The sequence below is a fragment of the Flectobacillus sp. BAB-3569 genome, from assembly GCF_002270355.1.
Taxonomy (GTDB): domain Bacteria; phylum Bacteroidota; class Bacteroidia; order Cytophagales; family Spirosomataceae; genus Flectobacillus; species Flectobacillus roseus.
This window is the reverse complement of the sequence record NZ_NJFZ01000018.1, coordinates 66,286-82,150: the sequence shown is the minus strand read 5'-3', so window position 1 is coordinate 82,150 and position 15,865 is coordinate 66,286. Positions and strand designations below refer to the sequence as shown.

Below are 15,865 nucleotides of genomic sequence, written 5' to 3'. Positions count from 1 at the left end.
AGAAAATGTGCTTTTCAGCATTTTCTTACGCTTTTTTTCCTGTTACTTTTTCTTGTAAAAACTGGAAAAACATATACAGAATAGGAATAATCACAATCCCTAGAACCACGCCACTCAACATCCCCATCGCCGCACTAGTACTAATCGAATGGTTACCTGTGGCAGTTCCTCCTTCGGAAATCATCAAGGGAATCATACCAACTATAAAGGCAAAGGAAGTCATGATGATAGGACGCAAACGTGCTCTTGCAGCATCTATTGCAGATTCCAAAATACTGAGTCCTGCACGACGACGTTGCACGGCAAATTCTACAATCAAAATGGCATTTTTGGCTAGCAAACCAATCAACATAATCATCCCGATTTGTACATAAATGTTGTTATCCAAACCAATACTTCTAATACCTAAAAATGCACCCAATAAGCCTGTTGGGATAGACAAAAGCACTGCCATTGGCAATAAATAACTTTCGTATTGCGCAGATAACAAGAGATATACAAATAGTAAGCATAGTCCTAAAATACCCAAGGTTTGGTTGCCAGAAGCTTTTTCTTCCAAACTCAAACCTGTCCATTCATAACTATAATCGGCTGGGAGTTTGTCTAACACTTTTTCCAAATTATCCATCAAAGCACCGTTACTTGTCCCCGGCATAGCATTTACATAAATAGTCAAGGCATTGTACAAATTATAGCGACTTACTGCTTCTGGTCCGTACACCTTGTTGAGTTTCACAATCGACTTCACAGGCACCATTTGTCCTTGTGGGTTTTTTACATAAATTTCATCAAAAGCCTGTTCGTCCATTCTAAACACCCCATCAGCTTTGATATTGACACGATAGAATTTTCCGAATCTTGAAAAATTCAAACTTTGGTCACCTGCAAAATAGCTTTGGACTGTACCCAAAACCTGACTAACACTAAGTCCCATTTGTTTGGTTTTATCTTCGTCTACTTCGAGCTCTAACTGAGGATAATCAGTACGGAATACCGTGTAGGCCGATGCTACGCCAGGGACTTTCATGAGTTCAGCAATAACCTCGTCTGATTTAGCTTTGAGCACATTTGGACTTCTACCTTTACGATCTTGTAAAACAATCTCAGCGCCATTGGTCATACCATAACCATCAACTGGAGGAAGGCGCATTGTCATAACCATACCTTCTTTAATCACAGAAAGCTTTTGATTTACTACACCCATCAACTCGTCTATATCCTGTACTTTTCCACGAAGCTTTTTAGGCTTTAGTTTTACAAAACCTACCGCATAGGCAGGGCTGGTACTGTTATTCAAAAGGTTAAAGCCAGTGATTGCAGTATTATCTTCAACGGCTTCGAGCTCAGACAGAAGTTTATTGATTTTATTGGCCACCTGCGTCGTAGGCGTAAGGGCTGTCCCTGGAGGCATACTCAATACGTAAGTGAACATATTGTCGTCTTCCATTGGCACAAAACTTCTTGGCGTAGAGTTCATGACCCAAGCCGAGGCCGCGATTATAATTGCCACTAAAGCTGTAGCCAACCACTTACGTACTGCCAGAAAGCGAATGATTTTGACATAGCGATTTGTGAAATTATTGAAACCGTAGTTGAATGCGACATAGAATCTTTGTCCAAAACCTAGCTTTTTCTTTTCTCCATGATGCTCAGTTGCATGATTATTTTTCAATAAAAGTGCACATAAAGCAGGTGTCAAAGTCAAGGCGTTGACTGCCGAAATAATGATAGAGATGGCAAGTGTATAAGCAAATTGTTTATAGAAAATCCCTGCTGAACCAGTCATAAAGCCAATCGGAATAAATACCGCCGACATCACCAAGGTAATCGAAATAACAGCCCCTGTGATTTCGCTCATAGCCGAATGAGTAGCTTCCTTGGCACTCATATCAGTACCTTCCATTTTACTATGCACGGCCTCCACAACCACAATGGCATCATCGACCACAATACCGATAGCCAATACCAAGGCAAAAAGCGTTAGGATATTGATGGTAAAACCTAAAACTAATAAGAAAAAGAAGGTGCCAATAATAGCCACAGGCACTGCTATGGCAGGAATAAGGGTAGAACGAAAATCTTGCAAAAACACAAACACTACTATAAATACCAAGATAAAGGCTTCGAACAGGGTAGATTTTACCTGATTGGTTGCTTCGTCCAAACGCTTTTTGGTACTGATAAGTTTGGAATATTTGATACTTGGAGGAAAAGATTTTGACAAACGTTCAATTTCTTTGTCAATGCCTATCTCGATGGCATTGGCGTTTGAGCCGGTCGTTTGCAAAATCGCAATCGTCACCGCATTACGCATATTCGAAGAGTTTGAGCCACTGTAATAAATAGCCCCAAATTCTACACGTGCCACATCTTTCAGACGAATCATATTATTGCCTTGATTTTTTACGACAATATTATCGTAGTCTTCTGGCAAGTTTTTCTTTCCTTTATAACGAATCACATATTCGAGTGGTGCATCCGATTCTTCACCCAAACGACCGGGAGATGCCTCCAAACTTTGGTCTGCTATAGCAGCAGTAATTTCGGCTGGCGTAAGTCCATAACTGGCCATTTTACGAGGATTCAACCAAATACGCATCGAATAATCTTTTACCCCAAAAACCATTGCTTGCCCTACGCCTGGTACACGCTTGATTTGTGGAATCAAGTTGATATTGGCATAGTTTTGCAAAAAAGTTTCGTCGTACTTGTTGTTATCTTCCGTAAACAAGTTGAAAATCAGAATCATACTATTTTGCTGTTTCGAGGTGGTAAGACCCATTCGGACTACTTCTTGTGGCAAAATAGGAGTGGCTTGTTGTACACGGTTTTGTACGTTTACGGCCGCTTGGTCAGGATTTACGCCTTGTTTAAAAATAACCGAAATAGAAAATGTACCATCATTACTAGCCGTAGACCTGATGTATTGCATATTTTCTACCCCGTTGATTTGTTCTTCGAGCGGTGTTACTACCGAACGAATTACCGTTTCGCTGTTGCCCCCCGGATACGAGCCAGATACCATTACAGTTGGGGGCGAAATATCTGGAAAACGAGTGACAGATAGTCTGTCGAGACCCACAAATCCTAGTACCACAATGACAATCGAAATCACCGTAGCCAGCACAGGTCTGTCTATTATTTTTGTTAGCATGGTTGTTTTTTTTGTAAAGGCACAAAGGGATAAGGCACATAGGCACAAAGTGTTATTTTAGAAAGATTCACTTTGTGCCTATTGGCTTTGTGCATCTGACACTTGATTTTATTCTAAAGGGATAAGGCGCAAAGGCACTGAGGGTTATTTTAAAAACATTCACTTTTTGCCCGTTGCCTCTTTGCCTTTGTCACTTGATTTAGCCAAAAGGGATAAGGCACAAAGGCACAGCGTGTTGTTGAAAAAAGACTCAATTTTTGCCCGTTGCCTCTTTGCCTTTGTCACTTGATTTAGCCAAAAGGGATAAGGCACAAAGGCACAGAGTGTTGTTGAAAAAAGACTCACTTTGTGCCTGTTGCCTCTGCGCCTTTGTCACTTGATTATTTAATCACCGCCTTCACTACTACGCCTTCGTTGAGCATATCGATGTTGTTGGTGGCGATTTTTTCGCCTGCCTTTAGTCCCGATTTTACGATATATTGACCGTCTACTTTTCCTGCGACTTCAAAAGATTTCATTGATACTTTGCTGCTGTCGCCGAGGGTAAAGACGAAAAATTTATCTTGAATATCTTTGACACTGCCCATTGGAACTTTCAAAACGCCATCAAAGTCTTTTTTGAGAATTACCCTAGCTGTACCACCTGAACGAAGCAATTTTTGTGGATTGGGAAAAATCGCTTTGAATGACATACTCCCAGTCGTTTTATCGATATTTCCACTTGCTACTGTCAGGCGACCTTTGTGATTATACACCGAGCCATCAGCCATTATGAGTTCTACAGAATTAGCATTTTTCTGAAATCCTCCTTCTTTAGCAAAAGAGATATAGTCGGCTTCACTCAAAGAGAAATAGACTAAAACCTCATTGATTTCGGAAAGAGTGGTTAAGGGCGTTGCGTCATTTGGCATCACCAAGTTGCCAATACGGTTGGGGATACGACCGATATAGCCACTTACTGGAGCTTTGAGAACACTAAAATCTAGGTTGATTTTTGATGAGCCAAGGGCGGCGCGTGCCTGTTGGACTTGGGCTGCTGCGGCTTCGTAATTGGATTGAGCCGTTTTGAGTTGCATTTCCGAAACTACTTTGCCTTCTACCAAAGGTTTTAATTTTTCAACCTCTAATTTGGCAGTAGCTTGTGCCGCCAAGGCAGCTTCTAAGAGTGCTTTACTATTATTGACTTGTTCGTTGTAAACATCACCTTTGATTTTGAAAAGTGGTTGACCTTTTTTGACATAGTCACCTTCTTTGACATAAATCTGCTCCAAATAACCTGTTACTTGAGCTTTGATATCTACATTGACTGTCCCTTCAATTGTGCCTGGATATTTTTTTTCGACTTCGGCGTTGGTGGCACCTAATTGGATAAAATCAACAACTAGAGGTGGTTGCTGGGTTTGCTGTGCTTGCTCTTTACATGAAAATAACAAGAGTGTAAAAGCAAAAAACAATAGTGTCTTACTAGACAATCTTGTTCTGAATGCGGTTTGTATCATGATTTCGTATAGATAGAAAATTTTTGATACAAAGAAATAAAGAGAAAAGCGAGTAGGTAAGTCAAATTTGACCGAAACGACAAAATTGGATTCTGAAAAGAAAACGTGTCTGACCGAAATAAGAAATCAGAGAAGAGCCAATACGTTAAAAATCCAACCAAGCTTTGAGTAAACTGGCTTTTTCACGACTTACGATTAGCTCCATGTCTTCTGGACTTTTTTTCAAGTCAATTTTTAGTTTTCCATTAAAATAATTGTGAATTTGTTCGATGGCATCTACATGGATGATAAACTGGCGATTGGCACGAAAAAAATCCTTTGGATTTAGTTGCTCTTCTAGTTCTTCCATGGTCAACGGAATAATCTCCTCGGTACCATTGTTTAGCTTGGCACGAGTGATTTTTAGCTTAGAATAAAAATAGGATATATCGCTGATTTGCAAGCTCTTGTACCCATCTCTGTATGGCAATAAAAACCGAGTTCTGAAATTTTTGGGCTGAAAATAATTCAATAAATTCGCCAAGGAAGCTGGCTCTGGTACTGAGGAGGTACTTTCTAATTTCTGAAAAGCACGCTCCAACTCATCCAATTCTACAGGTTTGAGGAGGTAGTCGATGCTATTATATTTGAAAGCCTTCACGGCGTATTCGTCATACGCGGTAGTAAAAATGATAGGGCAAGAGATAGTTGTTTTTTCAAAAATCTCAAAGCTCAATCCATCCGACAAACGAATATCCATCATGACAACATCAGGCATTTCATGAGTTTCAAACCAGTCGATACTGTCACTAATACAGTCTAATACTTCCACAATTTGTACATTTGGACGAACTGATTTTATCAATCGTTCGAGTCTATCGGCATTGGGTTTTTCGTCTTCTATGATGAGTACTTTCTGAATCATGCTCTTATCAGTGGTATAATTACTTTGAAAATATCGTTGCTTTTGTCAATTTCTACACCCTTTTGCCATAACAGCTTATAGCGTCTTTGAATATTTTGCAAGCCTAAACCTGATGAACTCATGGGATTTTCAATCGGTAGAAGGTTGTTTTCTACGATGAGTTCATCATTTTCGTTATTATAAATACAAATTTGAAGCGGATTTCGCCGAGAGGTTTTATTATGCTTTAAGGCATTTTCTACCAATAACTGCAAGGTTAAAGGCGGCAAACAAGCACCTAAGCATTCTTTTTCAATATCAACTTCAAAAGTAACACCATCACCAATGCGTTGTTTAATCAGAAAAATATACGATTTTAAAAACCTTAATTCTTCGTCTAGCGATATAATATCCTTCTTGGTATTGACGAGCATATAACGGTATATTCTCGAAAAATTTTCGGCATATTCATAGCCCAATTGCTGGTCTTTCAGAATCATTTCTGATAAAACACTGAGGTTGTTGAAGACAAAATGCGGGTCTATTTGGAGCTTGAGCGAATACAATTCAGCTTCTACAGCCATTTGGTCGAGTGCTGCGGCACGTATTTCAGAGTTTTTCCAATTATCGATCAAATACACACAGGTATTGATGCCAATAATCATGAAAGAGATAATGACACTCACTACAATCCACTGAATATAACCACGTTGCATCTCGATGCTCATGGAGCTTGTCACATTCTGACAAGCCTCACACATTTCGAGGAATCGATACAAAAAATCAAAAAAGCCAATAGCAAGCATGACCAAGATGAAATTGAGCCCCGTTTCAATCAATAGTCTACGGTAGGGGCTTTTGGTCCAAGGGATATAGTGATTGAGTTGCATTCCTAAATAAATACTTGATTCAGAAATGAAGCAACAAAAACTAAAATTGAGAAATAAGTCCAAGAAAATATCAAAGGCATCTCGTTGGAAATAGATTTTCCAATAAGCCGAAAATGGGTCGATGATATATGAAACTAAGTTGTAGAGCACAAAGGCAAAAACGATAATGATAATTCGTTTTCTGCGGATGCTGAGGAAGGTATCTCTAGTTTTGGACATTCTTTTTCTAATTCATTAATCTAACTTTATGCTTTTTCAAGACTACCTAAAGCCATTTATGAATCTACAAAGTTGCGTACAAGTTGAGAAATAAACCTAATAATTTAACTTAAGCTACAGAATATCCTTCTGAATAGACATTTTTGGATACTGAGATTTTGTGGAGGAGGAATAGGAAGGTCTTTTTGGGGATATACCTAGTGAAACGATGTTCATCAAAAGCTGAAGTTTCAATGCTTTGTGAAAAATAATTGTCAAAATGAGTATAAAAGAAGAAGAGAATACTTAAACACTTTTAAAATACCTATTTATAATAAACTCATTTTAACCTATTTAATCATGCTCATCATCGGTTCTTTACTCACAACTTTACCTGCATTTGCATTTAATATCTGCGTTTTCTTTTTGGGGAAAATAATTATAAATCATCAAGACGTTATTCTATACTGTAGAAGTTTATTTGGAAGTCTTGTCGATGAAGAAGAGGAGGTTCCTAGCAGACTAGCATACGTCGAGAAGCTCCTAGTTATGATAGGCTATTTGGTGCAGGCTTTTGCGATCATTGGGATGTTTGCGACGGTATTTCAGTTGGTTTCCATGCTCAGTATTCAAATGGCTGAACCTGTAAAAATGCAGCTTTCATCGCCGCATGGGCTTTAATTTAAGTTGAGTGAATGAGTTTTTTGAAAATAATCACTCATTCACTCAACCACCAATCACTAAATTGCTACTGCAACAGGAAAATCAACAGGTACTTGCGTTACGCCATGCAAGTAGTTAGTGATAATTTTGTCACCAATCAAAACGATGGTATCTACTAATTGAGCTTTGGTATAACCTGCTTCCAAAAATGCTTCTACAGATGCTTGACTAGGGTGTCCACGCTCGATAGTCGTTTCTTTTACGAATTGTGCTAAAGCTTGCAATTTGGGGTCAAAATCGATGGCTACTTTACGAATTTTAATGATTTGCTCGTCAGAAAAACCATTCATTTTGCCAATAGCTGTGTGAGCCGAAAGACAGTAAATACAGTCGTTGATTTGACTCACCACCAAGTTTACGACCTCTTTTTCTTTATTGCTCAAAGAAGATTTCATACTTTGTAGTGTTACATAGCTTGACAAGGCATTGTCTGAATGAGCGAAAGTGGCGTATAGGTTAGGAACCATGCCTATTCCTTTTTTGAGGTTATCAAAAATATGTTGGTTTGTTTCAGATACTTGTTCGCGAGTTAGGACTTCAAAAGTTTTCATGTTCGATTTTGTTTAAGTATTATTGAATCATTTTGTTGATGCAAAGTTGATACAATAGACTCGCTCACAACGAACCACTTTTTCCCGACTTGTTACCAATATTTCCTAAGCCATCGGTAATCGGCTTTGGGCTTTAGTAAGTACTTGAGTTGTCAGGCAACAGGCACTAGGCAAAGAGTGTTCAAATGTTTTTTATTGCCCACAGCCATGCTTTTTTCCAAAACCAACCGCCGAAAGCCGATACCTGAAAGCCCTAAGCATAATCTTACATTTTATTTTGCACACTAACTTAATTTCTAAAGTGTTTTTCCTTAAATTCTGTTGGAGAATTGCCAACAACCTTCTTAAATAAGCGACTAAAATGGGCTACCTCCTCAAAACCTAGGTCGAATGCAATTTCTTTGGTGGGTTTTTCTGTAAAAATCAATAAACGCTTGGCTTCGAGTGTAATACGTTCATGAATGATTTGAAGCGGTGATTTGTGATTGTACAGTGCAAATAAATTGGATAAGGTTTTGGGCGATTTGCTCAGCATATCGGCATAATCTTGCACTTGATGTTTGGATTTGTAATGGTTTTCTACCGCAATATTGTATCGGCGGACGATGTCAAAATCTTGTTCTTCCATCGGAGGTTGGATGCTTTGCTCCTTAGCGATTCTTGTTACCAAAATAATCAGGCGCTTGAGCAACATTCTTAGCATTTCGCCTTGGATGGTATCAATTGTACTAAATTCATCAATAAAAACTGTGCGCAAAGATTCAAAACGTTGAAGGTTTTCTGCTGATAGTTGGAAGAAAGTAATCTCTCTCATGCCATAAAACAAAAAGCCCACACAAGACACCTCCTTGTCGTGATCGACAATACAATAAAACTCTCTATTGAAACGCCAGATAACTAAATTTTGGGGCTTTTCGAACCAAAACGACTGATTGACCATCAGTGGAAGAATCGTATTTTTGGGAAAATTGTAAGGATTCCCATCGATTGAGATTTGCTGAGATTCACCTCTATTCCATACGATTGTTAACAAGCGTTCTTCTCGATTGTCGTAAAAAATATGTTCAAATTTGTTTTCTTCGATTAATAATGAGAAATAACTATGGAAAGAGTTTTCTTCAAAAATATATTTCATATGGATTGTTTTGCTGTGTTTAGTAGGTTGTCTTTTACTACATTGACAATAGAAAATAACAACTTTTTTGTTCCATTTCATAAAAATCATTTTCAGAAATAGTACTATTCTTATTGTCCTGTATCTGTACTGTTTTTTGACCAAACAGCAGGATAGAAAAGGTCATAGAAATCATTTTTATAGCTGCTTCTTTAAAAATAGGTATACAATCAGTAAAAAAATACTGGTGAATTTTCTATCCAAAAGATGAAAAATTTACCATGTTATCAGCCTATAAACTATTGCAATTGTACTATTTGAAAATGTACTAATTAGGGAAGAATACCTGTTTTTTGTGTTGCGTATATATAGGATAGTTGAATTTCCGTAAACGATATCGGACTGTATTTTAATAGGTTTTTGATACTTCTAGCCCCATTTATTGACAAATAGGATAAAATAGAACTAAACAAAGTATATATAAAAAAATCATATTTTACCAAAATGAAAATTGAATCAATTAAAGAATAAATTTAATTAAATGTAGCCTATACAGTCAGGACGGAGCATGATGGTTTGGGTCTGGGATGGTAATATCTTTGACAAAAAAGACAAAATAATATAAAATAAATCATATTATGTAAAGGTCTTTTTTCTGTCAATTATTTCATATAAAATCTAATCTCAATGCTCAAAAAATTACTAAATGTGGGTGTGCTTGTGGCCTTAGCTGGAAGTTATACTCAAGTTGAAGGTAAAGGCAATTTGGTACTTGCAAAAGAGGCTAGTTTGCTACATTCGGTAAGAGTAACAAACAAATCAAGTTTGGCTTTGCCTGTAACTGGAAAGGTTACTGGAAGCGATGGAGAAATTCTTCCAGGAGCAAGTATTAAAATCAAAGGTACAAATCAAGGAACTACTACAGGTGTAGACGGTTCGTTTAAACTGAATGTACCAGATGGCAATGCGGTGTTAGTAATTTCTTCGACAGGCTACGAAACAAAAGAAGTGGCCGTTGGAAATCAGACGGTAATTAATGTAGTATTACAAACAGATACGAAGGCCTTAGAGGAGGTTGTCGTAATTGGTTATGGCGAGCGTAAAAAATCAGACGTTACAGGTGCAGTAGTAAGCGTAAGTGCTAAAGACCTTACACAAAGACCTGTTGCCAATGCGTTACAAGGTATGCAAGGTAGAGCAGCTGGGGTTGACATTACTTCTAATGAAAGACCTGGTCAAGTTGGAAATATCACGATTCGTGGGGTTCGTTCATTGACGGCTTCAAACTCACCTTTGTATGTAGTAGATAACATCCCATTGACATCGGGTGGTATCGATAACATCAACCCAAATGATATCGAGTCGGTAGACATCTTGAAAGATGCCTCTGCAACAGCTATTTATGGTTCACGTGGTGCCAATGGTGTTGTGATCATCACTACAAAAAGAGGTAAAAATGGTAAATACACCTTGAGTTTGAACTCCAACTTTACTTCTGAAACATTGCAAAACAGTTCTCCTTTGATGGATGCTGCGCAATATATCGACTACAGAAGATGGTCATATTATTATTTGAACCAGAACTTGTATCCTCGTGGTGATAGACCAACTCAAGCGAATGACTTTTTGATTTTTAAAGGTTCGGGCGACTTAGCATCTTGGAATAATATCCTAAAAGGCTGGGAAGGTGGAACATGGGATGGTTCTAAGGTACAAAATACAGACTGGATAGGTATGGTAACTCGTCCGTCTTTGACAGGACAACATACTATTAGTGTAAGTGGTGGTACAGACAAAATGAAGTCTTACGCTTCTTTTGGTTTTATCGATAACCAAGGAACAGTAAAGGGACAAAGCTACAAACGTTATTCAGCAAAATTGAGCGTTGATGTTAAAACAAGTGCTTGGTTTTCGATGGGTGGCGTTTTAAATGCAGCTTACTCTGTTAACGAATATGGTCAGTCAGGTGCAGGTAAAAATACCAACGTAGGAGCTTCTGGATTATACGAAAGTGCTAGGAACTTGTTCTCTTATGCGATGCCTTACGATGACAAAGGTGTTAGAGTTTTGTACCCTGGTGGTGATGATGCCTTCAAGACTGTTGTAAATGAAGAAAACTACTCTCAAGATCAACGTACGAATCTACGTATCTTCGGTAGTTTGTACTCTGAAGTAAACTTTGCAGGTTTTTCTAAAGCATTGGATGGCTTAAAATTCAGAATGAACTTTGGTCCAGATGTTTCACTTAACCGAAACGGAGTATTTCTTGATGCCAACTCGGTAATCAGAACAGGTTCTAGCTATGCTTCATTGACAAAAGATCAAGCGTTGTCTTATACATTGGATAATATGCTAACGTATAACAAAACTTTTGATAAGCATCAATTAAGTGTATTAGCACTTCAAACTCAAACCGAGTGGACTTATGATAGAAACAACATGGCCGCAGACAACGTGCCTATGACAAGTCAAAAGTGGAACGCCCTAAATATTCCATTGTCTGCTTGGGGATCTACATTGTCTGAAAGACAGCTTCGTTCATATTTGGGTCGTATCAACTATGACTACAATAATAAATTCTTAATTACAGTTTCGGGACGTTATGATGGCGCTTCTCAGTTGGCAGAAGGCAACAAGTGGGCATTCTTCCCAAGTACTGCTTTAGGTTGGAGATTAACCAACGAACCGTTCTTGTCAGATCTACGTTGGGTTGACGACTTAAAAGTAAGAGCAGGGATTGGTGTTACAGGTAACTCTGCTATTGATCCTTATGCTACTCAAGGTGGTCTTTCTCAAATATATTACCCTTATGGCGGTACTTTGGCTACAGGACAAGTGAATAACCCAACTTTGGCGAATCAAGACTTAACTTGGGAAAAAACAACGCAAATTAACTACGGTATCGATTTCTCATTCTTCAAAAGAAAAGTGTCTGGTACTCTAGATTTCTACACTTCTCGTACTACAGATTTATTGATGTTGAAAACGATTCCTTCAGTTACGGGTTTTGTAAACACGTATGCCAATATTGGTGAAACATCAAGTCGAGGTATAGATTTGACAGTGACAACAGTCAACCTAAATAGAGGTGGATTTGAATGGAGCACTACATTCAACGGTTCATGGCAAGCCAATGAGATTGTATCTTTAGCAAACGGTAAAGTAGATGATATCAACAACAAATGGTTTATTGGTCAAAGCCAAGGCGTAATTTATGACTATCAATCTAATGGATTGTGGAAAGATGCAGACGCTGCAGAAATGGCTAAATTCAATGCTAACGGACAAGCATTCACCATTGGTTCTGTAAGACCTGTAGACCAGAATGGTGACTATAAAATCGATGCCACAAATGATCGTAGAGTGTTAGGAAGTACCATTCCTAGATTTATTGTAGGTATGACAAACACGTTTGACTACAAAGGTTTTTCATTGTCATTTATGCTATACGGTCGCTTGAAATACTTGTATAATACAGGTGGTGAGGCATTGACTGGTCGTTCTAACCAACGTGTTGTAAGCTACTATACACCAAACAACACTAATGCCGATTATCAACATCCATACTATACAGCCGCAGCTGGTGACCCTTATTACAATGCATTAGGCTATAAGGATGGATCATTTATTAAAATTAGAAATATCTCATTAGGCTACAACTTGCCAGACAAATTCTCTCAGAGTCTAGGCTTGAGTCACGCAAGAGTTTATTTCCAAGCTCAGAACTTAGGAATGGTTTACAATAATATCAACTGGGTTGATATGGATTTGCAAAGCTCCGCTTGGAATAGAGGCTTTACTATGGGTATTAATGTAGATTTTTAACTTTTAATGATTTTTAAGATGAATAAAGTACAGTTTAGATATATAAAAACAGGTATTTGTGCATTCGCTCTTTTAGCAACGATGTCTTGTCAGTCAGACTTCCTAAAAGAAGAGTTAACCACTCAAAGAAGTAATGCCTATTACTCAACCGATGAAGGTATTCAAGCCGCAGTAACTGGTGCTTATAACCAAACCTTTAATGTGCCATTGAGTGGGGAGGTTCAGTTTGCAACTACTAACTACGGAACAGATGAGTTTCATGTTGGAGGTGATGGTTCAAACAGCCCTTGGAACAATTACGACGGAGGTTTTAGGCCTATCGTGACCGTGGTAACAAGTAATACCATCGCAGCCGAAAGAGCTTGGGACACTTATTATATTGCTATTGGTTTGGCTAATCAAATCGTTAAATCTGCTACTGAAAGTAAGTCGACAAGCAATGCCATCAAAAAGACAGCTTTAGGTGAAGGGTATTTCTTACGTGCATTCAACTATCTAAGATTAGTGCGTCAATATGGAGCAGTACCATTGAAATTGAGTGTTAGTACAACGGTAGAGTTGGAGTTTACACGTGAGAGTCCAGATAAAGTATATGCGCAAATCATTGATGATTTTACTAAGGCGTATGAATTATTAGAAAATACAGGTGGACCTGCCAAAATTACAAAGGATGCCGTAGCACATTATTTAGCAAAAGCATACTTATCGAGAGCTAGTGAAATCAATGATGCATGGAACTCTTCTACTAAGGCGGCTGATTTAGCAAAAGTTGTGTCTCTTTCGGACGAAGTAATCGCTAGACACCCTTTGGCAAACAATTTTGGCGATCTTTGGGCTTATAACAAGCCTAATGGAACAAACGAAACGCTTTCAGAACTGATTCTTTCGGCGCAATTTGGTGACAATTTGTTGGCAACAAACTTCAACAACCAGCACTTGTACTTTACGGCTCGTTATGATGACCTTCCGTATATGCAACGTGACTTAACAGGTATGCGTCCATTTAGCCGTTTGGCACCTACCTATTTTACGTATGATGCCTTCGATCAAGTAAATGACTCAAGATTCTGGAAAAGTTTTAGAACAAAAAGTAGACTTAACAACGGTAGTGGTAAATACGTTAATGGCGATCTTGGTTTGATGTTTATTATTAATAGCCCGTCAGATACACGTTTTACAAAAACGAAATATGTGGATGAGATTGTTTACTCAAAAACTAACAAAACAGTCCCTACAGTATATGTAGCCCATGCTTCGGATGGCAAAAGTTTAGTACAAGACGTTCGCTTCCCATCATTGAGTAAGCATTTTGACGGTGCACGTTTGGCTATCAACGAAGTAAGAGGTTACAGAGATATGGTATTGGCACGTTCGGCAGAAACGTATTTGATGGCAGCAGAAGCAAAAATTCGTCTAGCCAATCTTGGACAAGGTTCTTATGACGCAGCACTTCCTTATATCAATGCTGTAAGAAAAAGAGCTGCTTACAAAGCTGGAGAAGATAGAGCAGCTTACACAGATGGTGCCGCAGCTTTTGTTGTGTCTCAATCTGGACAAAATGTTAATATCAACTCATTCATGACTGAAAATTCATACTATGAGTCGAATAATATTCCAGTATCAACTACAGCAACTGCCCTTGAAATTTCAAGTATCAACAGCCTGCCAGCACCAGATGTAGCGGTAATCAACAAACTAGGTTATACGTCTACTTATGATAAAATGTTGTGCTTGGTATTGAACGAAAGAACAAGAGAGCTTTGTGGTGAATTCCACCGTTGGGAAGATTTGAGCAGAACCAAAACATTGGTGGCTAGAGCAAAAGCCTACAACCCTGGTGCAGCTAACAATATCAAAGATTATCACTTGTTGAGACCAATTCCACAGACTTTCTTGGATGGCGTTTACAGCGGAGGAAAACCTTTGACGTCTGAGCAAAAAACTGCTATGCAAAACCCTGGTTATTAATGATTAATGCAGAGTTGTGAATGGTGAATTGTGAATGTAAAATTTTTATTGTCAAGGTTTTATATTCACAATAAGTTGGGTCTAACTCTGTATAAAACTTTATAATAAAAACTTGATTTATTAATGATAGGCGATATTCAGTAATGGATATCGCCTTTTTTATTAATATCAAAAATCATTTGGTCTCTTTAGCTAATACATTGACCAAAATAATATCCTTAAGACAGTTAAACCGAATAGGGAGTGTATCTCCCAATCCTTTGCTAATTAGCTTGAGGTTGTGTAGTCCTTCCTTTTTTAAAAGATTCCAAGGGTAAAATAGTTTTCCAGGATATAATCCATGGTCTTTTTTCCACCATACAATTTGGCAACCATGCAGATGTCCTGCCAACTGCAAATGAAAGTGCTGTTGAGTTCTTTTGAAATCTTTCGGATTATGAACCATCTGGATATTGAAATCTGCCGACAGGAGTTTCTCATGTAGATTCGACACCAATAGGTTGATAGACTTTATCGAAAAAATATGATAGCCATTTTCAATCCATTTAATGTTATTTTTCATGAATAAGGATTTCACTTTCGATATACCAAAGAAGTAATCATGATTTCCAGCTATGGCAAAAACATATCTTTTAGTTGATAAGTATGCTAATAAAGAATTTAGATAAATCAAACCACCATCAAAATCTATATAATCCCCTCCAAGTAAAATGATATCAGGATTAATTACCTCAATCTCACAAATCAGTTTATGAATCAGTTTTTGACTAAAACAAGATAAATGCAAGTCTGATATAAATAGAATTGAAAATCCTTTTGGAAGCTCTGATTGAATATTTTCAGTGCGAATCTCAAAAGTATGATTATAGCCTATTTCTAACTTCTTCATGATACCAAACGATAACAGCGAGGCATCCTATATGCCAGTTTTGTAAGGGTTTTCGATAATTAAGTAAACCTATAAGCATAAATATGCCAATTCTCACTACCAATAACACTGTTGAGAAAACTCCTAATTGGTATAGTATCTCACAACTTTTTTTAAGTGGATTTTTAGTGT

At 37.9% G+C, this 15,865-nt stretch carries 10 protein-coding genes; 3 read left to right on the top strand and 7 right to left on the bottom strand.

What is annotated here, in order from left to right:
* Positions 1 to 25: 25 nt before the first annotated feature.
* From BWI92_RS17475 to BWI92_RS17460, 4 genes are all read right to left on the bottom strand, one after another.
* Positions 26 to 3,154 (bottom strand): efflux RND transporter permease subunit, encoded by a 3,129-nt coding sequence (locus BWI92_RS17475; protein WP_095164848.1) that lies wholly within the window; start codon positions 3,152 to 3,154, stop codon positions 26 to 28.
* A gap of 380 nt (positions 3,155 to 3,534) precedes the next feature.
* Complete coding sequence (locus tag BWI92_RS17470) at positions 3,535 to 4,653, bottom strand: efflux RND transporter periplasmic adaptor subunit (RefSeq protein WP_095164846.1); 1,119 nt, start codon at positions 4,651 to 4,653, stop codon at positions 3,535 to 3,537.
* A gap of 145 nt (positions 4,654 to 4,798) precedes the next feature.
* The gene (locus BWI92_RS17465; RefSeq protein ID WP_095164844.1) at positions 4,799 to 5,557 is read right to left on the bottom strand and encodes a LytTR family DNA-binding domain-containing protein; all 759 of its coding nucleotides are present in this window, start codon (positions 5,555 to 5,557) and stop codon (positions 4,799 to 4,801) included.
* The gene (locus BWI92_RS17460; RefSeq protein WP_095164842.1) at positions 5,554 to 6,645 is read right to left on the bottom strand and encodes a sensor histidine kinase; all 1,092 of its coding nucleotides are present in this window, start codon (positions 6,643 to 6,645) and stop codon (positions 5,554 to 5,556) included. Before BWI92_RS17460 ends, BWI92_RS17465 begins: the two co-directional genes overlap by 4 nt.
* Positions 6,646 to 6,984: 339 nt before the next feature.
* On the opposite strand from BWI92_RS17460, the gene BWI92_RS17455 reads away from it, so the two are divergent.
* Positions 6,985 to 7,305, top strand: coding sequence for a hypothetical protein (locus tag BWI92_RS17455; RefSeq protein ID WP_141234822.1), 321 nt, complete (start codon positions 6,985 to 6,987; stop codon positions 7,303 to 7,305).
* Between the two features lie 59 nt (positions 7,306 to 7,364).
* On the opposite strand, the gene BWI92_RS17450 is transcribed toward BWI92_RS17455, so the two are convergent.
* Both BWI92_RS17450 and BWI92_RS17445 read right to left on the bottom strand, forming a co-directional pair.
* Entirely contained in the window at positions 7,365 to 7,898 is a 534-nt protein-coding gene (locus BWI92_RS17450) for a carboxymuconolactone decarboxylase family protein (RefSeq protein ID WP_095164838.1), read from the bottom strand.
* A 289-nt stretch (positions 7,899 to 8,187) separates the two neighbouring features.
* Positions 8,188 to 9,033, bottom strand: a complete 846-nt coding sequence (locus tag BWI92_RS17445; RefSeq protein WP_095164881.1) for a helix-turn-helix domain-containing protein — start codon at positions 9,031 to 9,033, stop codon at positions 8,188 to 8,190.
* Between the two features lie 666 nt (positions 9,034 to 9,699).
* Here BWI92_RS17445 and BWI92_RS17440 point away from each other — a divergent pair.
* A complete protein-coding gene (locus tag BWI92_RS17440; protein WP_095164836.1) occupies positions 9,700 to 12,837 on the top strand; it encodes a TonB-dependent receptor in 3,138 nt (1,045 codons plus the stop codon).
* Positions 12,838 to 12,855: 18 nt separating this feature from the next.
* Entirely contained in the window at positions 12,856 to 14,805 is a 1,950-nt protein-coding gene (locus BWI92_RS17435; RefSeq protein WP_217903435.1) for a RagB/SusD family nutrient uptake outer membrane protein, read from the top strand.
* A 175-nt stretch (positions 14,806 to 14,980) separates the two neighbouring features.
* On the opposite strand, the gene BWI92_RS17430 is transcribed toward BWI92_RS17435, so the two are convergent.
* Entirely contained in the window at positions 14,981 to 15,694 is a 714-nt protein-coding gene (locus tag BWI92_RS17430; protein WP_095164832.1) for a metallophosphoesterase, read from the bottom strand.
* Between the last annotated feature and the right edge of the window lie 171 nt (positions 15,695 to 15,865).

Excerpts from the sequence above, each read along its gene's own strand:
- BWI92_RS17475 (WP_095164848.1), bottom strand. The coding sequence starts at position 3,154 with ATGCTAACAAAAATAATAGACAGACCTGTGCTGGCTACGGTGATTTCG.
- BWI92_RS17470 (WP_095164846.1), bottom strand. The coding sequence starts at position 4,653 with ATGATACAAACCGCATTCAGAACAAGATTGTCTAGTAAGACACTATTG.
- BWI92_RS17465 (WP_095164844.1), bottom strand. The coding sequence starts at position 5,557 with ATGATTCAGAAAGTACTCATCATAGAAGACGAAAAACCCAATGCCGAT.
- BWI92_RS17460 (WP_095164842.1), bottom strand. The coding sequence starts at position 6,645 with ATGTCCAAAACTAGAGATACCTTCCTCAGCATCCGCAGAAAACGAATT.
- BWI92_RS17455 (WP_141234822.1), top strand. The coding sequence starts at position 6,985 with ATGCTCATCATCGGTTCTTTACTCACAACTTTACCTGCATTTGCATTT.
- BWI92_RS17450 (WP_095164838.1), bottom strand. The coding sequence starts at position 7,898 with ATGAAAACTTTTGAAGTCCTAACTCGCGAACAAGTATCTGAAACAAAC.
- BWI92_RS17445 (WP_095164881.1), bottom strand. The coding sequence starts at position 9,033 with ATGAAATATATTTTTGAAGAAAACTCTTTCCATAGTTATTTCTCATTA.
- BWI92_RS17440 (WP_095164836.1), top strand. The coding sequence starts at position 9,700 with ATGCTCAAAAAATTACTAAATGTGGGTGTGCTTGTGGCCTTAGCTGGA.
- BWI92_RS17435 (WP_217903435.1), top strand. The coding sequence starts at position 12,856 with ATGAATAAAGTACAGTTTAGATATATAAAAACAGGTATTTGTGCATTC.
- BWI92_RS17430 (WP_095164832.1), bottom strand. The coding sequence starts at position 15,694 with ATGAAGAAGTTAGAAATAGGCTATAATCATACTTTTGAGATTCGCACT.